The 18797-nt window shown below is 73.4% G+C and carries 19 protein-coding genes; 6 read left to right on the plus strand and 13 right to left on the minus strand.

All coding sequences use genetic code 11. The features are described 5' to 3' along the window. Positions 1-9: 9 nt before the first annotated feature. From JOF54_RS10685 to JOF54_RS10705, 5 genes are all read right to left on the minus strand, one after another. Positions 10-291, minus strand: coding sequence for a DUF4287 domain-containing protein (locus JOF54_RS10685; RefSeq protein ID WP_210055482.1), 282 nt, complete (start codon positions 289-291; stop codon positions 10-12). 107 nt (positions 292-398) lie between these two features. Then, complete coding sequence (locus tag JOF54_RS10690; RefSeq protein ID WP_210055484.1) at positions 399-1202, minus strand: nitrilase-related carbon-nitrogen hydrolase; 804 nt, start codon at positions 1200-1202, stop codon at positions 399-401. A 19-nt stretch (positions 1203-1221) separates the two neighbouring features. Beyond that, positions 1222-2385, minus strand: coding sequence for a cupin domain-containing protein (locus JOF54_RS10695; RefSeq protein ID WP_210055486.1), 1164 nt, complete (start codon positions 2383-2385; stop codon positions 1222-1224). A 49-nt stretch (positions 2386-2434) separates the two neighbouring features. Next, positions 2435-3415 (minus strand): nuclear transport factor 2 family protein, encoded by a 981-nt coding sequence (locus JOF54_RS10700; protein WP_210055488.1) that lies wholly within the window; start codon positions 3413-3415, stop codon positions 2435-2437. A 73-nt stretch (positions 3416-3488) separates the two neighbouring features. Next, positions 3489-4484, minus strand: a complete 996-nt coding sequence (locus JOF54_RS10705) for a LacI family DNA-binding transcriptional regulator (protein WP_210055490.1) — start codon at positions 4482-4484, stop codon at positions 3489-3491. 149 nt (positions 4485-4633) lie between these two features. On the opposite strand from JOF54_RS10705, the gene hisD (JOF54_RS10710) reads away from it, so the two are divergent. The 4 genes from hisD (JOF54_RS10710) (at position 4634) to JOF54_RS10725 (ending at position 8130) form a co-directional block, all read left to right on the plus strand. Next, positions 4634-5962, plus strand: coding sequence for a histidinol dehydrogenase (gene hisD / locus JOF54_RS10710; protein WP_210055492.1), 1329 nt, complete (start codon positions 4634-4636; stop codon positions 5960-5962). Beyond that, on the plus strand, positions 5959-6717 hold the full coding sequence (locus JOF54_RS10715) for an SDR family NAD(P)-dependent oxidoreductase (protein ID WP_307804049.1): 759 nt from the start codon (positions 5959-5961) through the stop codon (positions 6715-6717). The genes hisD (JOF54_RS10710) and JOF54_RS10715 overlap by 4 nt, the downstream gene beginning before the upstream one ends. Further along, the gene (locus JOF54_RS10720; RefSeq protein ID WP_210055494.1) at positions 6717-7475 is read left to right on the plus strand and encodes an HpcH/HpaI aldolase family protein; all 759 of its coding nucleotides are present in this window, start codon (positions 6717-6719) and stop codon (positions 7473-7475) included. The genes JOF54_RS10715 and JOF54_RS10720 overlap by 1 nt, the downstream gene beginning before the upstream one ends. Positions 7476-7812: 337 nt before the next feature. Continuing rightward, positions 7813-8130, plus strand: a complete 318-nt coding sequence (locus JOF54_RS10725; protein ID WP_210055496.1) for a GIY-YIG nuclease family protein — start codon at positions 7813-7815, stop codon at positions 8128-8130. A gap of 159 nt (positions 8131-8289) precedes the next feature. Here the strand turns inward: JOF54_RS10725 and JOF54_RS10730 are convergent, their stop codons facing one another. The 6 genes from JOF54_RS10730 to JOF54_RS10755 all read right to left on the minus strand — a co-directional run bounded on the left by JOF54_RS10730 (position 8290) and on the right by JOF54_RS10755 (position 14215). Further along, complete coding sequence (locus JOF54_RS10730; protein ID WP_210055498.1) at positions 8290-9003, minus strand: alpha/beta fold hydrolase; 714 nt, start codon at positions 9001-9003, stop codon at positions 8290-8292. Next, positions 9000-9908: a carbohydrate ABC transporter permease gene (locus JOF54_RS10735; protein ID WP_210055500.1), complete on the minus strand. Its 909-nt coding sequence runs from the start codon at positions 9906-9908 to the stop codon at positions 9000-9002. The genes JOF54_RS10730 and JOF54_RS10735 overlap by 4 nt, the downstream gene beginning before the upstream one ends. Before the next feature lie 52 nt (positions 9909-9960). Continuing rightward, a complete protein-coding gene (locus JOF54_RS10740; RefSeq protein ID WP_210055502.1) occupies positions 9961-10836 on the minus strand; it encodes a carbohydrate ABC transporter permease in 876 nt (291 codons plus the stop codon). 28 nt (positions 10837-10864) lie between these two features. Then, positions 10865-12181 (minus strand): ABC transporter substrate-binding protein, encoded by a 1317-nt coding sequence (locus tag JOF54_RS10745; RefSeq protein ID WP_210055504.1) that lies wholly within the window; start codon positions 12179-12181, stop codon positions 10865-10867. A gap of 118 nt (positions 12182-12299) precedes the next feature. Further along, positions 12300-13625, minus strand: coding sequence for a histidinol dehydrogenase (gene hisD, locus JOF54_RS10750; RefSeq protein WP_210055507.1), 1326 nt, complete (start codon positions 13623-13625; stop codon positions 12300-12302). Between the two features lie 101 nt (positions 13626-13726). Continuing rightward, a complete protein-coding gene (locus JOF54_RS10755) occupies positions 13727-14215 on the minus strand; it encodes a hypothetical protein (RefSeq protein WP_210055509.1) in 489 nt (162 codons plus the stop codon). A 96-nt stretch (positions 14216-14311) separates the two neighbouring features. Between JOF54_RS10755 and JOF54_RS10760 the strand changes: the two genes are divergently transcribed. Beyond that, complete coding sequence (locus tag JOF54_RS10760) at positions 14312-15877, plus strand: molybdopterin-dependent oxidoreductase (protein WP_210055511.1); 1566 nt, start codon at positions 14312-14314, stop codon at positions 15875-15877. A 40-nt stretch (positions 15878-15917) separates the two neighbouring features. On the opposite strand, the gene JOF54_RS10765 is transcribed toward JOF54_RS10760, so the two are convergent. Then, positions 15918-17132: a hypothetical protein gene (locus JOF54_RS10765; RefSeq protein WP_210055513.1), complete on the minus strand. Its 1215-nt coding sequence runs from the start codon at positions 17130-17132 to the stop codon at positions 15918-15920. Between the two features lie 204 nt (positions 17133-17336). Between JOF54_RS10765 and JOF54_RS10770 the strand changes: the two genes are divergently transcribed. Next, positions 17337-17921 (plus strand): NUDIX hydrolase, encoded by a 585-nt coding sequence (locus JOF54_RS10770; protein WP_210055515.1) that lies wholly within the window; start codon positions 17337-17339, stop codon positions 17919-17921. Here JOF54_RS10770 and JOF54_RS10775 read toward each other — a convergent pair. Next, a complete protein-coding gene (locus tag JOF54_RS10775; protein WP_210055518.1) occupies positions 17893-18780 on the minus strand; it encodes a M56 family metallopeptidase in 888 nt (295 codons plus the stop codon). The genes JOF54_RS10770 and JOF54_RS10775 overlap by 29 nt on opposite strands. Positions 18781-18797 lie beyond the last annotated feature (17 nt).

The raw sequence follows: 18797 nt of genomic DNA on the forward strand, positions 1-18797 counted from the left end.
TTCCCGTTCTCAGCGCTGCGCCCGGCCGTCCAGCCGCAGGGTCGTCGACGCGTCGCGGTGCGCGCCGGTGCTGCCCACGTGCTCCGCGCTGATCGTGGGGCCGTTCCTGAGCACGTGCACGAACGCCATGGCGTGCCCGCGGCCGACCCCGAAGTCGTCCTTCAGCCAGGCGACGACCTCGGCGGCCTTGGTCTGCGGCCCGAACCCGCGAGCGCGGGCGACGTCGAGCAGCTGCTGGGGGGTCTGGCCGGTCTTGTCCTCGAGCGCGTCGAGGTAGGCCTGGAACGACACGGGTGCCTCCTGGGGTCGGTGCGGTCGGGACAGGGACCCGGCCCGGTCCCCGAACTCATCGCCCGTCAGCAGGGGTCGGTCAACAGGGGTCGGTCAGCAGGGGTCGGTCAGTAGAGGTCGGTCCGCCGGTCGGCGAAGACGTGGTTGCGGGTGCTGATCTGCTTGTCGAGCGCCGCCCCCAGGTCCAGCTCGGCCGTCAGCACCGTCGTCGCGCCGAAGGCGGGACCGGCGGCCCGGAAGCCGTCGACGTCGCAGATGACGCTGCCGCCGACCCACCGGACGCCGCGCTCGGGTCCGACGCGGTCGGCGACGACGACGACGAGGTGGTAGGTCGAGGCCATCGCCATCGCCTTGCCCACCTCGGGCGGCCGGGTGTTGGGGTCGTCGGAGTCGGGCCAGTTGGCCGGCGAGGCCACCACCTGCGCGCCCCGCCGGGCCACGTCGAGCACCACCTCGGGGAAGGCGAGGTCGTAGCAGATCAGCGGCGCGATCGCCCCGACCCGGGTGGGCACCACCGGCGGCAGCGCGTCACCGGGGGTGAAGTGCAGCTTCTCGGTGTCCCACAGGTGGGTCTTGCGGTAGACGGCCAGCACCTCGCCGCCGTCGACGACCACCGCGCTGTTGTAGGGCTTGTCCAGCCCCGACACCTCGCAGAAGCCGCCGACGACCACCACGCCGTGCTCGCGCGACAGGGCCCGGAAGAGCTCGACCGACGGCCCCGTCACCGGCTCGGCCCGGGCGCTCGACTCGGCGACGTCGCGCCAGATCGAGCCGCAGACCGTCAGCTCGGGCAGCACCACCAGCTCGGCGCCCCGCGCCGCCGCCTCGGCCACCGCCTCGGCGACGATCCGGCGGGTCTTCGCCGGGTCGTCGATGTCGACGGGGACCTGGCAGGCGGCGACGACGGCCATCCGGGGCGTCCGGTCCGGCTCAGTCGTCCTCGGTCGCGGTGACCATGACCGCGACCGGGGCGAGGTAGCCGTTGGGGTCGAGCATCCAGCCGGCGTCGAAGGCGGCCTCGACGACGTCGGGCGCCCACTCCAGGCGCACCCGGGCGTCGCCGGCGTTGACGACGAGCAGCTCGCCCGTCCCGTCGGTGGCGGCGTCCGGCCCCGCCTCGAGCAGCTCGAAGCGGCGCCAGCTGCCGGGCAGCACGGAGAGCATGTCCTGCGGCTCGAGGACGACGGTCTCCTCCTCGGCCCCGGCGTTCAGGGTCACCTGCCAGCGGCCGGACTTCACCAGCAGCGTCTGGGTGGCGTCGTGCCGGTGCCGGAGCAGGCCCTCGCCCGGCGTCGCGCGCAGCCAGGCCATGTTGAAGCTGTGCGGCTCGTGCAGCCGGGGCACTTGGCGGCGGTCCTCGCTCATGCCGTAGCCGATGACCAGGGCCAGCTCGCCGGCCCCGCCGGGCAGGGCGTGGCCTAGCGTCGCGCGCGCGCTGTAGCGGCGGTCGCCCGCCTGGGTGACCCGCTCGCGCATCTCCTCGACGCTGTAGGTCGTGAGGTCGTCGATGTACTCCTGCTTCATCGGCTTGATGAGCGGCACGTCGGAGGGCAGCTCGTCGCCCGCGACAGTGTCGATCAGCCGGTTGTCCGCGGTCAGGTGCAGGCCGTAGGACTCGGCCTCCTTGAGCACCGACGGGCCCCAGATGATGCCGCCGGTGACGTCCTGGCCCAGCACCGTCAGCAGCAGGCCCTCGTCGGGGCCCTCGTTGGTGAAGCCGCGGAAGATCCAGCTGGGCACCGAGATGATGTCGCCGTCGTGGCTGACGTACTCGCCCTGCTTCCCGTCGACGCCCCAGCGGACGCGGAAGGTGCCGCCGAAGTTGATGAACACCTCCGCGGTGAAGTGCAGGTGCAGGTTGTTGTTGACGCCGTTCGGCATCCCCGCGGCGCCCACGTTGTAGCCGTGCGGCTCGCTGAGGTTGATGAACTGCTTGGCGTTCTGGGAGACGCCCGGGCCGATGAAGGCGTAGTTGGACTTGCGGTCCGAGCCGGGGGTGCGGCAGTCGATGAAGGCGGCGTTCTCGGCCACCCAGTCGGAGCGGCGGATGGTCCGTCGGGTCACCTCGGTGGAGGGGACGACCACGTCGGTCATGGGAGGTCCTTTCGGGAGCGGGGGACGGCGGGGCGCGGGCGCCCGGGCGTCAGTAGATGTTGGTGCTGTCGTAGGGGGTGTCGCCGCGGCGGACGGCGATCTGGGTGCGGACGGCGATCTCGTCGTAGACGCGGACCTCGCGGACGATGCGGCCGTCCTGGACGAGGAACTGGGAGACCCCGAGGATCTCCACGGGCGTCCCGGTGAGCGGGCCGAAGTCGGCGACGCCGTTGTAGAGGCCCTTGTAGACCCAGGTGACCGAGACGCGGGTCCCGGCGTAGCGCTCGGCGTGGTTGGCGGCGACGTCGCGGACCTCGAAGCTGCCCGTCGGGAACGGGCGGAGCATCCGCAGCAGCGCGCGCCGGTAGTTCTCGGGCCGGATGGCGGTCCGGTAGCCGACGGTGTGCAGGGTGAGGTCGCGGACGAAGTAGTCGTCGACGGCCTTGAGGTCGCGGCCGTTCCAGACCTGCTCGATCATCTCGAGCACCCGGGTGACCTCGGGGCGGGAGTCGTCGGGACGGGGGCCGGAGTCGCCGACGGCCAGCACGTCGGCCGGCGGCGCCTCGGTCATGCTGCCGGAGAAGCCGAGGTAGCCCTTCTCGCGGGCGACGGCGTCGGGGTCCTGCCCCAGCTGCAGGGCGATGGCGAGGGAGTCCCGGACGACCCACTCCTCCACCATCCGGCCGCGCCGGTACAGGCAGCTGGCGACGGTGCGGTGGATGAAGCCGCTGGCCGGGTCGACCGAGAGCACCAGGTGCGAGGAGAGGAAGGCGTCGTCGCCGCGGGCCTCCCAGATGACGTCCTCGGCCTGGCCGATGCGGTCCGGCGTCGAGGCGATCCGCATGAGCGTCCCGGCGACGACCTCCTCGACCCCGACCGACGTCCCGTAGGCGCCGTGCACGATCGAGTCCGGCTCGTAGTTCTCGTAGATGTGGCTGATGGAGCGGTTGACCCAGATGAGGTCCGTCACCTCCCGGATGAAGTCGTCCGGGTCCGCGTAGGGCTGGTACGCGACGGGGTCCAACGGCATGGGTCCTCCTGGTCTGGCGACGTGCGTGCACGTTGAGTGTATGCGTATGCACAGCCAGACCTCAAGGCCCGGGTCAGGGCGCGGCGCCCAGCGTCCCGCGCTCGACGAGCCGGCTGGGGAAGCGCTCGTGCCGGAAGGGGGCGGCCGGGTCCTCGATCCGGTCGACCAGCAGGCTGGCCGCGCGCCGGGCCATGGCGTCGAGGTCGAAGGCCACGGTGGTGAGCTGCAGCAGCGGCCAGCGCGCGGCCGGCAGGTCGTCGAAGCCGACGACGGAGACGTCCTGCGGCACGCGCAGGTCCAGCTCGCGGGCCGCGTTCAGCGCGCCGTAGGCCACGACGTCGTTGCCGCAGACGACGACGCCGGGCCGGTCCTCGCGCTGCAGCAGGTGCAGCGCCCCGGCGTGCCCGGTGGCGAAGTCGAAGGGCCCGCGGTAGCTGAGGGCGGCGCTGATGCTCACCCCGCCGACCGCGAGCGCGTCGCGGAGGGCGGTCTCGCGCTGCTCCGCCGTGCTCGTGTTCCGCGGGCCGAAGATGGCGCCGACGCGCCGGTGGCCCAGACCGAGGATCCGGTCGGCGAGCTGGCGGAGCCCGCCGCCGGGGTCGACCTCGGCCGAGTCCGCCTCCACCGACTCCGACGTGCGGTTGAAGTAGACGAACGGCACCCCGCGGTCGCGGAGCCGGACGGGCAGCACCGAGTCGACCGTGGTCGTGGCCAGCAGCACGCCGTCGAGGCCGTTGGCCAGCAGCCGCTCGGCCACCCGACCGGTGTCGTCGGTCTCGGTCTGCAGCACCAGCTGGTAGTCCAGCGCCTCCAGCTCGCGGTGCATGGGCGCGATGACGTGCGGGTAGAACTGGTTCTCCAGGTCGGTGAGCAGCAGGCCGATCCGCCGCGTCCGGCCGCTGGAGAGGGCCCGCCCGGTCTCGCTCGGCACGTAGCCCAGGGCCGACGCGGCCTCGCGCACCCGGCGCTTGGTCTCCTCCGAGACCTTGGGGCTGTCCCGGAGCGCCCGCGACACGGTGGGCTGGCTGACCCCGGCGAGGCGCGCGACGTCGTGGCTGGTCACCACCATGCGAGGCTCCCCTTCCGGCGGGCTGGAGGGCAGCATAACCGCCCGCGGCCCGCCGACCTTGACCCGACGCCCCGGTCCGGGGTTCACTGGTCGCATACGTATGTAGACGTTGCTGCCGCTGACGTCGCCGTCGACCTGAGGAGCCCCGCGTGCCCACCCACCTGAAGACCGGCCGGTCGAAGTCGTTCGCCGACACCAGCCAGGACGACGTGCGCGAGCGCGTGCAGGGGATCATCGCCGACATCCGCACCCGCGGGGACGAGGCCGTGCAGGAGTACGCGCAGACGTTCGACCGCTGGAGCGGTGAGTTCCGGCTCTCCCCCGAGCGGGTGCAGGAGATCATCGCCACCCTGCCGCAGCAGGTGGTCGACGACATCGTCTTCGTGCAGTCCCAGGTCCGGCACTTCGCCGAGGTGCAGCGCGCCTCGATGACCGACGTCGAGGTCGAGACGCTGCCCGGGGTCTTCCTCGGCCACCGGCACGTGCCCGTGCAGGCCGCCGGCGCCTACATCCCCGGCGGCAAGTACCCGCTCACCGCCTCGGCGCACATGACCATCGTGACCGCCAAGGTCGCCGGGGTGCCCCGCGTCGTCGCCTGCACCCCGCCCATCCGCGGCGAGATCCCCGCCGCGACCGTGGCCGCGATGCACCTGGCCGGCGCGGACGAGATCTGGATCCTGGGCGGCGTGCAGGCCGTCGCCGCGATGGCCGTGGGCACCGAGTCGATGGGTCGCGTCGACCTCATCGCCGGGCCCGGCAACGCCTACGTGGCCGAGGCCAAGCGCCAACTGTTCGGCGAGGTGGGCATCGACCTGTTCGCCGGGCCGACCGAGATCCTCGTCGTCGCCGACGAGCACGCCGACCCGTTCCTCGTCGCCGTCGACCTGCTCTCCCAGGCCGAGCACGGCCCGGAGTCCCCTGCCGTGCTGGTGACCAGCAGCGAGCGGGTCGCGCGCGAGGCCATGGACCACGTCGAGCGGATCCTGCCCGGCATGCCCACCGCCGACTACGCCGGGCCGGCCTGGCGCGACTACGGCCAGGTCATCGTCACCGAGTCCCTCGACGAGGCCTACGCGGTCGCCGACTCCTTCGCCTCCGAGCACGTGCAGATCTTCACCGCCGAGCCGCGCGAGGCGCTGGAGAAGATGGTCCACTACGGCGCGCTCTTCCTCGGCGAGAACACCTGCGTCTCCTACGGCGACAAGGTGATCGGCACCAACCACGTGCTGCCGACGCTCGGCGCCGCCCGCTACACCGGCGGCCTCTGGGTGGGCAAGTACCTGCGCACGGCCACGTACCAGGAGATCCGCGACACGACCTCCAGCGGCGAGCTGGGCCGGGTCTGCGGCCGTGCCTCCCGCGTCGAGCTGTTCGAGGGCCACGCCCGCTCCGGCGACGCCCGCGCCGCCCGGCACCTCGGCGACCGGTTCGACTGGATCGACGCGGCGCTCGCCTCCGAGCCCGCCGGTCAGGCGTGACGGCTCTCGCGGGCCGGACGGCCCTGGTCACCGGCGGCGGGAACGGCCTGGGCGCCGCGATCGCCCGGGCGCTGCACGCGCAGGGGGCCGCGGTCGTCCTGGCCGGGCGACGGCCCGAGCCGCTGCAGCAGGTCTGCACCGCGCTCGGCGAGCGGGCGACCTGGCACGCCTGCGACGTGGCCGACCCGGCGTCGGTGGCCGCGCTCGCGGAGGCGCTCGAGGACGTCGAGGTCGACGTCGTGGTCAACAACGCGGGGATCGCCGGCCCGGTGGCCCCGCTGACCGAGATCGCCGTCGAGGACTGGGACGAGGTCTTCGACGTCAACGTCCGCGGCGTCTTCCTGGTCTGCCGCGCGTTCCTGCCCGCCATGGTGGCGCGGGGCCGCGGCGACGTCGTCAACGTCGCGTCGGTCTCGGGCAAGCGCCCGCTGGCGCGGCGCACCCCCTACGCGGCCTCGAAGATGGCGGTGATCGGGCTGACCTCGACGCTCGCCTTCGAGGTGGGCCCGGCCGGGGTCAACGTCAACACCCTCTCCCCCGGCCCGGTCGCCGGACCGCGGATGGAGCGGAACTTCCGGCTGGAGGCCGAGCGCACCGGCGCGACGGAGGCCGCTGCCGAGGAGGCGTTCGTCTCCCGGTCCGCCCTGGGCCGGATGGTGACCGAGGAGGAGGTCGGGGCCGCTGTGGTCGCGATGCTGGCGATGCCTGGGCTCTGCGGGGCCGACGTCGACCTGTCGGCGGGGATGGTGGCGTGATGACGACGTCGCTGAAGGCCCGGCTGGCGGCCGGGGACAAGCTGCTCGGCGCGCTGCTGCGGCTGGGGTCGGAGGAGCTCGTCGAGATGGTCGCGGTGAGCGGCTTCGACTTCGTGCTGCTGGACACCGAGCACGGGGCGGCCGACGTGGGCGAGCTCCGCCGGCACCTGGTGCTGGCGCAGACCCACGGCGTCCCCGTGCTGGTCCGGGTCGGCGGGCACGAGCCCGCCCTGGTCCTGCGCGTGCTGGACGCCGGCGCCCAGGGCGTCGTCGCCCCGCACGTCGACACCCCGGAGCAGGCCCAGGCCCTGGTGGCCTCGGCGCACTACCCGCCGACCGGCCTGCGCGGCTTCGCCACCTACGGCCGCGCCGGCCGCTTCGGCCTGGTCAGCCCCGCCGACCACCTGCGCGCCGCGGCGGAGACGACGCTGGTGTTCGGGATGGTCGAGTCCCCGGCGGGGGTGCGGGCCGTCGACGCCATCGTCGCCACCCCCGGCCTGGACGGGATCATGGTCGGCACCGCCGACCTGCGGGCCTCGAGCACGGCCGACGACCCCGACCCGGCCGAGGGCCTGGCCACGGTCCACCGCTCCCTCGCCGCCGCCGGCCGCCACCGGATGGACATCGTCAACGGCCGCGCCCAGGCCGAGGCCTCCTTCGCCGACGGCGCCTCCCTGGTGGTCTACAACCTCACCGCCACCGTCATGGGCCACCTCGCCGACCTCCGCGGCGCCCACCCGGGACCCGCCGCTCCCTGAGCTCGTCGAAGGGCCGCACCACCGCGCCCTGAGCTTGTCGAAGGGCCTCAGCGCCACCGCGCCCTGAGCCTGTCGAAGGGCCTCAGCGCCACCGCACCCTGAGCCTGTCGAAGGGCCTCAGCGCCACCGCACCCTGAGCCTGTCGAAGGGCCTCAGCGCCACCGCACCCTGAGCCTGTCGAAGGGCCTCAGCGCCACCGCACCCTGAGCCTGTCGAAGGGCCGTCGACCAGCTCAGCAGCGGGTGCGAACCAGCGCGCCTCGCTGCGTCGACAGGGTTGTCCACAGATCCGCCGCAACCCCTCGACCACGCGGCGGCCCCGGAGCCACCATCGCTCTATGCCCTGGACCTACATCCTCCGCTGCGCGGACGGCTCCTTCTACGTCGGCAGCGCCCGTGACCTCGATGCGCGAATGACCCAGCACGCGCTCGGCACCGACGGCTCCTACACCGCCACGCGGCGGCCGGTCGAGCTCGTGTGGGCGCTCGAGTCGGAGCGGGTCGACGAGGCCCACGGGCTCGAGCGGAAGATCAAGGGCTGGCGGCGCGAGAAGCGGATCGCCCTGATCGAAGGGCGCTTCGTCGACCTCCCGCGGCTGTCGCGGAGCGGGCCTCATGCTCGGGGCCCTTCGACGAGCTCAGGGAGCGGTGGCTAGGACGCTCGTACGGCTCGAGTCCGCCGAGGCCCCTTCGAGAGCTGAGGAGCGAGGGCTGAGACGCTCGTGCGGTTCGAACCTCCCGTGGCCCTTCGACAGGCTCAGGGAGCGGTGGTCGAGCAGCGCGCTCGACGTCGTCCCGGGAGCGACCGTCAGCGCTCAGCGCACGGCCGGAGCCAGGACGTCGGCCGTGAGCCAGGCCCGGAGGTGAGCGCTGACGGCGGCGGGCTGCTCCAGGGGGGAGAGGTGGCCGCAGTCCTCGACCACCGCCAGCCGGACCCGGGGCACCAGACGGGCGATCTCCTCGTGCCGGTCGAGGCGGCAGAGCCGGTCGTCGCGGGCGGCGAGCACCAGGGTCGGGCAGCGGACGCGGGCCAGGCCGGCCCGCTCGTCGACCCGGGTGCCCTGCAGCCGCAGCTGGCGGTCGTAGCCCGCCGCGCCCACCGCGTCGGCCATGGCCAACGTCGTCGCCACCACGTCGGGTCGCGACGCGAGCACCCCCGGCGCGAGCAGCAGCGGCAGCAGCGACGTCTGCAGCGCCCGGGCCGAGCCGGCGGCCAGCTGGGCCCGCTGGTCGGCCCAGCCCGACCGCTGGGCCGACGTCGGGGCGCACGGGTTGGTGGACAGCAGAGCCAGCCGGGTCACCCGCGCGGGCGCCCGCCGGACCAGCGCCATGGCCACGATCGCCCCCAGCGACAGCCCGGCCAGCGCGAAGCGCTCCGGCAGCACCCGCAGCAGCCGGTCCACCTCGGCGTCGAGCGCGGCCTCCTCGAGCACCGGGGTGACCGGGGCCCCGGGCAGGTCGAGCCCCGCCCACAGCGCCGCCGTGCAGCCCATCCCCGGCAGCAGGACGAGCGGCTCCGCCGTGCTCACCCCTTGACGGCGCCGGACGCGAGCCCGGCCACCAGGTACTTCTGGGCGATGAAGGCGATCCCGACGACGGGCAGGGTCAGCAGCACGGTCGCCGCCGAGGCCTGCTGCAGCAGCGGCAGGTTCTGCCCCAGCTGGGTGGCGATGAACACCGGCACCGTCTTCGACGTGGTGTCGGTGAGCACGGCCGCGGTCAGGTACTCCTGGAAGGCGAACAGGAACACGAAGATGCCGGCCGTCAGGATGCCGGGCCCCATCAGCGGGACCATGATCCGGGTCAGGACCCCGACCCGCGTGCAGCCGTCGACCATCGCGGCCTCGTCGAGCTCCCGCGGGATCTCGGCGAAGAAGTTGCGCAGCAGCCAGATGGTGAAGGGCTGGTTGATGACGATCAGCGCCGCCGCCATGGCGTACGTCGTGTCGTAGATCCCCAGGCTGCGCGTGATGTCGTACATCGGCAGCACCACGGCGAACCGGGGCAGGGCCCGGAAGACCAGGGCCAGGATCAGCAGGACGACCGAGGCGACGCCGCCGTAGCGCGAGAGCGCGTAGGCGCACGGGATGCCCACGAGCAACGCCACCACCGTGCTGATCACCGCGACCACCACCGTGTTGATCAGGTACAGGTAGAAGTCGGTGGTCTGCCACAGGTCGACGTAGGCCGAGAACGTCGGGGTGTAGCGGAACACCGGCGGGTTGGCGAAGGCCACGTCGGTGGGCTTCGTGCTCGCCAGCGCCGCCCAGACGAACGGGAACACCATGAGCAGGCAGGTGACCGCCAGCAGGATCGCCGAGACCACCGCCATGCGGGAACGACCGGGCCGGGGACGGCGACGCGTGACGTCGCCGGCCGCCTGCACCGGGGTCCTGGCCGACCGGGCGTCGGTCCCGGCGATCTCGACGGTCATCGGCGGAGCCTCTCGGGGGTGCGGGAACGCAGGGCGCGAGCAGAGGACCGGGTCATGCCCTGGCCTCCTTGACGACGCTGCGGATGGACGGGAGGAGCAGGACCAGGATCAGCAGGATCGTCAGGACGCTGATGGCGCTGCCCAGGCCCAGGTTCCGCGTCGCCTCGGCGAAGGCGACGCGGTAGATGTACACCATCAGCGACTCGTTCCCGTTGGTGAGCGACTGCGGCGCCAGCGGTATCAGCGAGTCGAAGACCCGCACCACGTCCATGGTCAGGATCAGCACCACGAAGCCCAGCACGCCGCGGATGCTCGGGACGATCACGTAGAGGTGGCGCTGCAGGGGCGAGGCGCCGTCGATCTGCGCCGCCTCCATCATCTCGGCCGAGACGCCCTGCAGCCCCGCCAGGATCAGCAGCATCGAGAAGGGCAGCATGAACCAGACCACGTTCAGCACGATGATGAGCCGGTTGGGCCAGGTCGAGGTGAACCAGAGCGGCTCTCCGAAGGCTCCCCCGGTGACGGCGTTCAGCAGGTAGTCCACGATCCCGCCGAAGTTGGAGTCGAAGAGCCAGGAGAACGCCACCGCGCCGACGATGTGGGGCGAGACGTAGGAGATGAGCAGGATGCCCAGCACCACGGGGCGCGCCCGGCCCAGCCCGTTGACCAGGGTGGCCAGGACGTAGCCGAGGACCAGGCACACCACCCCCACGACCACGGTGAGGCCGATGGTGAACACCACCGCCCGCCCCAGCCGCGGGTCGCTCAGCGCCGCCTGGTAGTTGGCCAGGCCGATGAACGTCCCGGCCTCGCCGTAGTTCACGCGCTCGAAGCTCCAGCGCAGCGTGCGGTAGAGCGGCACCAGCATGAAGCCGAACATCACCACCACGCTGGGGGCGACCAGCGCCCAGAACTGCCGTCGTCTCATGGCCTGGCCTCCCCCTCGCGTGTGGCGGTCACTTCTCGGCGGCCAGGGCCTTCTCGGCCGCAGCCTGCATCTGCTGCTGGGCCTGCGGCACGTCGATCTTGCCCGCCATGTAGTTGGCCAGCACCGGGCGGATCGCGTTGCTCACCGCCGGCACGTAGGGCTGGATCTCCTTCGTCGGGCCCTTGGCCAGGGAGTCCTTGGCGGCCGCGGCGTAGGGCGAGGAGCTCTGGTCGACCGTGGTCCGCGCGGGGAACGCCGCCGGGACGGACGCCTGCGAGGCCTCCTGGCTGACCGACGCCGCGATCACCTGGAAGACCAGGTCCTTGTCGACCTTGGTGTTGAAGGGGATCGACCAGCCGTCGGTCGACACCGTGCTGTAGGCCTTGCCGCCCTCGAACACCGCGGGCGGCGCGGCGAAGGCGAACTTGTCGTACAGCTTGGTGTTCTTCTGGTCGACGAGGTCGCTCATCCGGCCGGAGAACATGACCGCGACCGCGGCCTTCCCGTTGTAGAGCTGCTGCTGCACCTTGGGCTGGTCGAACGTGGTGACCTGCGGGTCCATGTAGGGCAGCAGCGACTTCAGCTGCTCCAGCGCCTTGGCCGTCGGCTCCTGGTCGAAGTTCGGCGTCTTGGTCTCCGGGTTCACGAAGAAGGCGCTGTCCTGGGAGCCCAGCGTCGCGGCGAAGGCGGTGTCGAGGTCGGCGGTGCTGAGGAGCGGCAGCGCGATCGGGTACTTCATGCCCTCCGCCTCCTGCAGCTTCTGGGCGCCGGTCCGCAGCTCCTCGAAGGTGGTCGGGGGCGTCAGGCCGTTCTTCTCGAAGAGGTCCTTGCGGTAGACCATCGTCAGCAGCTGGGACTGCATCGGCAGCCCGTAGAGCTTGCCGTCGTAGGTCATCGACTTCAGCGTGTTCGGGTCCAGGTCGCCCAGCGCGTACTTGTCCTCGTACTCCGCGAACAGGTCGTCCAGGGGCTCGAGCTTGCCCCGCGAGGCCAGGTCGGGGATCGCGTAGGTGTAGGTCTCGACGACGTCGTAGGTGCCGGAGTCCCCGGAGAGCGTGGCCGTGGTCTTGTCGAGCTGGCCCGCGAAGTCGATCGGGTCGTGCTTGACGGTGACGTTGTCGTGGGTGCAGCTGGAGACCATCGTGTTCGAGAACGGGTCGACGGCCGAGGAGTTGTAGGCGAGGACGTTGATGGTCGTCGCCTCGGCCGGGTTCTCGAAGTCGCAGGCGACCTTGGTGGCGGTCTCGGCGCCGGTGCGGGAGCCGGCGCCGCACGCGGTCAGGCCGACGAGGGTGGCGGAGAGCAGGCCGACGGCCAGTGCTCGGGACAAGCGGGATGCGCGCATGGGTCCTCTTCTTCGATCAAGAGCGGAACGGATCACGAACGGGCCGAGCACTTGGAGAATACGTATTCAGTTGTGCACCGACGGCCGGTGGAGCTCCACCGGCGCGTCGGTGAGCCTCTCAGCCCCGGGCGATGAGGTCGAGCCGGAGCTGGGCGCTGTCCCGGTGCCCGGGCATGCCCTCGAAGTCGGAGATGGTGACGACCGGACCCGCCTGGATCTGCGTCGCCTCCCGGGTCGCCTTCTGGTAGGTCAGCTGCTTGAGGTAGCCGGTGACCGAGAGCCCCGCGGTGTAGCGGGCGCCGCGCGCGGTGGGCAGCACGTGGTTGGTGCCCGACATGCCCTTGTCGGCGTAGGCCACCGTCGACCACTCGCCGAGGAACAGCGACCCGTAGTTGCGCAGGTTGTCGAGGTAGAAGTCGGTGTCGGCGGCGAGGATCTCGAGGTGCTCGGGGGCGAGCAGGTCCATGATCTCGATCGCGGTCTTGGCCGAGTCGGCGACGTAGACGGAGCCCCAGTCGCGCCAGGCCGCCCCGGCGATCTCGCGGGTGGCCAGGCCCTCGAGCTGGCGGGCGATCTCCAGCTCGACGGCGTCGGCCAGCTCGGCCGAGGTGGTGACCAGGCAGGCCGGGGAGCTGGGACCGTGCTCGGCCTGCGCGAGCAGGTCGGCGGCCACCATCGTGGCGCTGGCGGTCTCGTCGGCGATCACCGCGACCTCGGACGGGCCGGCCAGCACGTCGATGCCGACCTTGCCGTAGAGCTGTCGCTTCGCCTCGGCGACGAAGGCGTTGCCCGCCCCGACGATCATGTCGGAGGCGACGCCGTCCAGCAGCCCGAAGGCCATCGCGGCCAGCGCCTGGACCCCGCCGAGGGCGAAGATCCGCTCGGCGCCGGAGGCCCGCGCGGCGTAGAGGACGGCCGGGTGCGCCGTGCCGTGGTTCGACGGCGGGGTGGCCGAGACGATGTTGGGGACGCCCGCGGCCCGGGCGACGCCGATGGTCATGAAGGCGCTGGCCAGCAGCGGGAACCGGCCGGCCGGCAGGTAGGCGCCGACGTTGCCGACGGGCACGTACTTCTGGCCGCAGACGACGCCCGGCACGACCTCGTCCTCGAAGTCGGTCAGGTGCGCCCGCTGCATGCCCGCGAACCGGCGGGTGCGCTCGGCGCCCGCGTCCAGGGCGTCGCGCAGGTCCTGCGGCAGCGACGCGGTGAGCGCGCCGACCTGGTCGGCCGGGATCTCGAAGTCCTCGCCACCGGTCCAGCCGTCCAGCTGCTCGGCGTAGCGGCGCACCGCGACCAGGCCGTTCTGCTCGATGTCGAGCAGCATCGACGACACCGTCGCGATGACGGCCGGGTCCGACTGGGCGGCCACGTCGGGACGGGCGGGCTCGCGGACGACGGAGAAGGTGCCGGTGACCCGGTTCTTGTCGGCAGGCGTCAAGTGCATACGTATAACATAGGGATGTCCGGCGGCGTTTGGCAACCGTTCCGGGGTCGGTCGTGTGACGGCTGCGTTGCGTTCCTGCGCCAGCCCGCCGCCGGCGGCCCTCAGCCGTCCAGCGCGTCGTCGGCGAACCCGCGGGCGGCCAGCCGGGTCAGCCGTCGGCCGCGCACGCGGTAGAGCACCTGGGCGAACAGCCAGGCGGGCAGGGTGAGCAGCCCGGCGCGGATCTCCACGACGTCGGTGCAGCGGGTCATCCCGTGCACGTCCTCGACCAGGACGCGGTGGTCCCAGGTCCGCACCAGGTCGCTGTGGCCCGCGTCGTGCCAGATCTCGGTGGGGCCCTCCCCCAACGGGTCGCCGGCGTCGAGGACCCGGCGCACACCCAGTACGTGCTGCCCGATCGGCAGCACCCCGCCGACCCGCAGGGCCACCCGCTGGTCGCCGGTCCGCCACCGCTCGGGGAGGGCCGGTGGGTCCAGCGGGTCGAAGCGCAGCACCGGGGCGTCCAGCCGGTTCAGCCACCGGGTGCGGGCCAGCTCGGCCACCACCCGCTCGGGCGGGCAGGGCAGCAGGACGGCGAGGCGCAGGCGCATGAGGGCGACGCTACGGGGCCGGCGCCCGCCCGCGCCGGCAGGCGGCGGCCGCGCGAACCGCTGCGCCGGCTTCGTGCACAGGCGCACTATGGACTCATGCACCAGCGCGCCGCGACCGCCGACCGGACCGGCACCCGTCCCCTGATCTGGCCGGCCCGCCTGGCCGGGCTCGTCGCCGGGGTGGCCGGCCTGGCGCTGGCGAACCTGGGGGCCTGGCTGGTCGGCCCGACCGGGGCGCCCGTCTCCGCGGTCGGCGAGCTCGTCATCGACCTGCTGCCCGCCCCGCTGGTGAACTTCGGCAAGGACACCCTGGGCACGGCCGACAAACCCGTGCTGGTGGCCATCGTCACCGTCGCCGTGCTGGTGGTCTGCGCCCTCGCCGGCCAGGCCGAGCTGCGCCGGCGGCTGGGCGGCGCGGCCGTGCTGGCCGTCGTCGCCGTCGTGGGCCTGGTCGGCATCGGCGCCCGGGCCGGCGCCAACGCCACGGTCTACGTGCCGACGCTGGTCGGGCTGGCTCTCGGCTACATCCTGCTCCGCACCCTGGTCGACCGGCTGGAGACCTGGCGCGACGCCGCGTCCGCCGACGGCCCGACCTCCGACGCGCGCCGCGGCTTCCTCCGGCTGACGCTGGTCGCCGGCGGGATCGCGGCGATCGGCGCCGTCGCCGGGGAGGCGCTGCTGGGTGCCGCCACCCGGGTCAACGAGGCGCGGCTGCGGCTCCGGCTGCCCGGTGCGGCGACGCCCGCCCCGCCCGTGCCCGCCGCCGCCGACCTCGGCCTGCCGGGCCTCAGCTCGTACGTGACGCCGAACGCGGACTTCTACCGCATCGACACCGCCCTCCAGCTGCCCGTCATCGACCCGGCCGACTGGTCGCTGACCATCACCGGGATGGTCGAGGAGGAGGTGACGCTGACCTACGCCGAGCTCTCCGCGCTCCCGCTGGTCGAGCACGTCGCCACCCTCACCTGCGTGTCCAACGACGTCGGCGGCAGCCTGGTCGGCAACGCGCTCTGGCTCGGCTACCCCATCCGCGAGCTGCTGGCCCGCGCCCGGCCCACCGCCGGCGCCGACATGGTGCTCTCGACCAGCCAGGACGGCTTCACCGCCGGAACGCCGCTGGAGGCGCTCACCGACCCGGACCGCCAGTCCCTGCTGGCCATCGGGATGAACGGCGAGCCGCTGCCGCTGGAGCACGGCTTCCCGGTCCGGATGGTCGTCCCCGGCCTGTACGGCTACGTCTCGGCCACCAAGTGGGTCACCGAGCTCAAGGTGACGACGTTCGACGCCGACCAGGGCTACTGGACCCCGCTCGGCTGGTCGGCCCGCGGCCCCATCAAGCTCGCGTCGCGCATCGACGTCCCCCGCCGGACCGTCGACGCCGGGCAGGTCGCCGTCGCGGGCGTCGCCTGGGCCCAGCACACCGGCATCCGCGGCGTCGAGGTGCAGGTCGACGGCGGCGACTGGCAGCCCGCCGAGCTGGCCGAGGTCACCGGCCCGGACACCTGGCGCCAGTGGAGCTACGCCTGGGACGCCGCGAGCGGCGACCACACCCTCACCGTCCGGGCGACCGACGCCGACGGCACGCTGCAGGACCCGGCCGAGGCCGCGCCCGCCCCCGACGGCGCGTCGGGCTACCACCAGGTCTCGGTCACCGTCCGCTGACCGGCGCCCGCCCGCGACGCCGGCCCGCGGCCGGACCGGCTCAGAAGAACCGGTAGGGGTTCGTGCGGGTGGCGGCGAAGACGTACCAGGACGTCGCCGCGAGGTGCAGGTTCGGGTAGTAGCCGAACCCGAACCCGGTGTCCATCGGGCTGGAGGCGGCGACGATCCCGCCCTCGACCCGCGCGCCGCCGAAGGTCTGGCCGCGCCCCAGCTCGCGCTGCGCCGCCCGGAGCTGGGCGAGCAGGACCTCGGCCCGGTCGGCGTCGCCGGCGCCACGGCGGTCGCGCAGGGCGATCGCCAGCTGGCCGGTGCCCTCGAACCAGACCGCCCCGTCGTCGGGGAACGGGTTGTAGGACTGGCCGCCGATCCGGGTGCCGGTGTCGGTGGTCAGCGAGCCGCTGGCGAAGACGACGCCCGAGAACGTCTGCCGGCCCGTCAGCGCCGAGCCCGCCCGCAGCGGGGTATCGGTGGTGGCCAGGTTGGTCCTGGCCCAGTCCAACGCCTCGCCGTGGCTGCGGTCGCGCTGCGCCAGCCAGGACCAGGTCTGGACGTCCAGCGGCAGCTGGGCCGGCGCCTTGTTGATCGTCGCGCCGTCGTCGGAGCCGGTCCAGAAGAAGCCGCCCTCGGCGTTCCAGACGCGCTCGACGAAGGCCCAGGCGTGCTCGGCGCGGTCGCGCCAGGCGGCGTCGCCGGTCAGCCGGGCCAGCAGCCGGAAGTAGGCCGTGACGTCGATGTTGTGCTCGCTGGACTTGTGGTCCTCCAGCCCGGCGGTCGCGCCGAAGGTGTAGCCGCCCAGGCCGGTCGTCGAGTACGTGTTCCGCTGGATCCAGCGCGCGATGGCCAGGCTGCCCTGCAGGTAGGCGCGGACGCCGGTCCGGTGGGCCAGGTGCGCCAGGGCGATGCCCGACCAGGCCATGTCGCCGACGGCGGTGCCGACCAGCCCGAACCCCGAGGCCGGGTTGGCGACCTCGGTGCCGCCCGCGGCGACCACGAAGTCCTGCGCGTTGTAGGCCTGGCGCAGCCGCCGGTCGTCGAACTCCGGGTCGTGGCTCTGGGCGAACAGCAGCCCGTCGCCGATCGCCCGGGCGTGCTTGACGTCGCCGCCGGCGAGCAGCGCGATCACCGTCAGCGCGTTGTCGTAGACGAAGGCGGTGTCCTCCAACCCGCTGGCGTCCTGGTAGCTCTGCGCAAGCCGGGGACCGGTGGCGCGGTGGGCGTCGGTGACGCCGCCGAGGAAGCCGAGCGCGGCGCGCACCGAGGCGGCGTGCCGGCCGCGGACGGCGGCCGTCCGCTCGTCGGCGGTGGCGGTGAGGGCGCCGGCTCCGGCCAGCGGGGCGGCCAGGCCGAGCGCGGCCCCGCTCCCAGGACGGTGCGGCGGCGGACGGCGGCAGGACGGTCGGGGCTCATGTCTCTCCTTCGAGAACGGCGGATCTGGGAGCGCTCTCAGAAAGTACCGCCGGTGTCAACGGCCGGCCGGGCGGGCATGCTCGGGGCCATGACGGTGCAGGAGCGGCGGGCAGGTCGGGTGCTGGCGGTGCACGACGGGAGGGTGCTGCTGCTGCGCGGCAGCGACCCGGCGCGGCCGGCCGACGGCGACTGGTGGTTCACCGTGGGCGGCGGCTGCGAGGGCGACGAGACCACCGCCGAGGCCGCCCGCCGGGAGGCGTTCGAGGAGGCCGGGCTGGTGCTGCCGGCCGACCTCGGCCCCGTCGTCCTGCACCGGGTGGCCGAGTTCTCCTTCGAGGGCCGCGACCACCGCCAGACCGAGGACTTCTACCTCTGCCGCGTCGACTCCGACGCCGTCGTGACCACCGGCTGGACCGCGCTGGAGCGCCGCTCGATGAGCGAGCACCGCTGGTGGGGCGTCGACGAGCTCGAGCGGACGACCGAGGTCGTCCACCCCGAGCAGCTGGCGGCCCTGCTGACGACGCTGCTCCGCCCAGGACCCGCGGCGGAGCCGCTCAACCCAGGAGCTGCGGCGGAGCCGCTCAACCCAGGAGCCGCGGCGGAGCCGCTCAGCCCAGGATCACCGGGGCGGCCATGATCAGCACCGGGAAGACCACGAGCCCGCAGGCCAGCAGGTAGACGGCGGCGCTGAGCAGCCGGTGCGGTCCGGCGGGCTCGGCCAGCCGGCTGATCCGCTCGGCGGTGCCCGACCCGGTGGCGCCCAGGGCCCAGGCCGGCTTGGGCGCCCCGGCCAGGGTGACGAGCGCCCGGGCCAGCGGGACCGGACCGGTGAGCCGCCGGGCGGCGTCGTCGGCGAGCATCTCGACGAGCAGCCGGCACTGCTCGGCCGGGATCTCGCTGCGGACGGCGATGGGGAACGCCCGGTGCAGGGCGGTGAAGGTGTCGAGGACGACGTCGTGCCGGGCCCGGACGTGGGCCGACTCGTGGGCGACGACCGCCCGCACCTCCTCGGCGTCCAGCGCGGTCAGGGTGCCGGCGCTGAGGACGACGCGGGACTCGCGCAGCCCGGGCAGGCAGTAGGCCACGGGCAGCTGCTCGGCCAGCACGCGGAGCCCGGGCAGCGCCGGCGACTCCTGGACCTGGCTCAGCAGGTCGACGGCGGCCCGGTGCCGGCTGCGCCGGGCGGTGGTGTCCCGGGCCACCGCCACCAGGGACCAGGTGAGCCGCAGCACGACGACGACGGTGAAGACGGCCAGCACGGCGAACAGGGCCAGCTCGGGCAGGGGCAGGGCGTCCAGCTCGCGCCAGCCGCGGGCGACGGGGAGGGCGACGGCGAGTCCGGCCCCCACCACCGAGACCAGGGCGGCGACGGCGCCGGCCTGCCAGAGCACGACGGCGGCCCGGGGGACGCGGTGCAGGAAGCGCCAGCGCTCCACCCAGAGCGGGCCTGGGCCGGCGAGGACCAGGCCCAGCACGCCGAGCGCGAGGGCGACCACGGCTCAGCCCGGCGGCC

Source organism: Microlunatus capsulatus (assembly GCF_017876495.1).
In the GTDB taxonomy this organism is placed as follows: Bacteria; Actinomycetota; Actinomycetes; order Propionibacteriales; family Propionibacteriaceae; genus Microlunatus; species Microlunatus capsulatus.

Coding starts and splice junctions, on each gene's coding strand:
- JOF54_RS10760 (WP_210055511.1), top strand. CDS start 14,312: ATGCACCAGCGCGCCGCGACCGCCGACCGGACCGGCACCCGTCCCCTG.
- JOF54_RS10735 (WP_210055500.1), bottom strand. CDS start 9,908: ATGACCGTCGAGATCGCCGGGACCGACGCCCGGTCGGCCAGGACCCCG.
- JOF54_RS10720 (WP_210055494.1), top strand. CDS start 6,717: ATGACGACGTCGCTGAAGGCCCGGCTGGCGGCCGGGGACAAGCTGCTC.
- JOF54_RS10690 (WP_210055484.1), bottom strand. CDS start 1,202: ATGGCCGTCGTCGCCGCCTGCCAGGTCCCCGTCGACATCGACGACCCG.
- JOF54_RS10700 (WP_210055488.1), bottom strand. CDS start 3,415: ATGCCGTTGGACCCCGTCGCGTACCAGCCCTACGCGGACCCGGACGAC.
- JOF54_RS10755 (WP_210055509.1), bottom strand. CDS start 14,215: ATGCGCCTGCGCCTCGCCGTCCTGCTGCCCTGCCCGCCCGAGCGGGTG.
- JOF54_RS10705 (WP_210055490.1), bottom strand. CDS start 4,484: ATGGTGGTGACCAGCCACGACGTCGCGCGCCTCGCCGGGGTCAGCCAG.
- JOF54_RS10740 (WP_210055502.1), bottom strand. CDS start 10,836: ATGAGACGACGGCAGTTCTGGGCGCTGGTCGCCCCCAGCGTGGTGGTG.
- JOF54_RS10745 (WP_210055504.1), bottom strand. CDS start 12,181: ATGCGCGCATCCCGCTTGTCCCGAGCACTGGCCGTCGGCCTGCTCTCC.
- JOF54_RS10725 (WP_210055496.1), top strand. CDS start 7,813: ATGCCCTGGACCTACATCCTCCGCTGCGCGGACGGCTCCTTCTACGTC.
- JOF54_RS10695 (WP_210055486.1), bottom strand. CDS start 2,385: ATGACCGACGTGGTCGTCCCCTCCACCGAGGTGACCCGACGGACCATC.
- hisD (WP_210055507.1), bottom strand. CDS start 13,625: ATGCACTTGACGCCTGCCGACAAGAACCGGGTCACCGGCACCTTCTCC.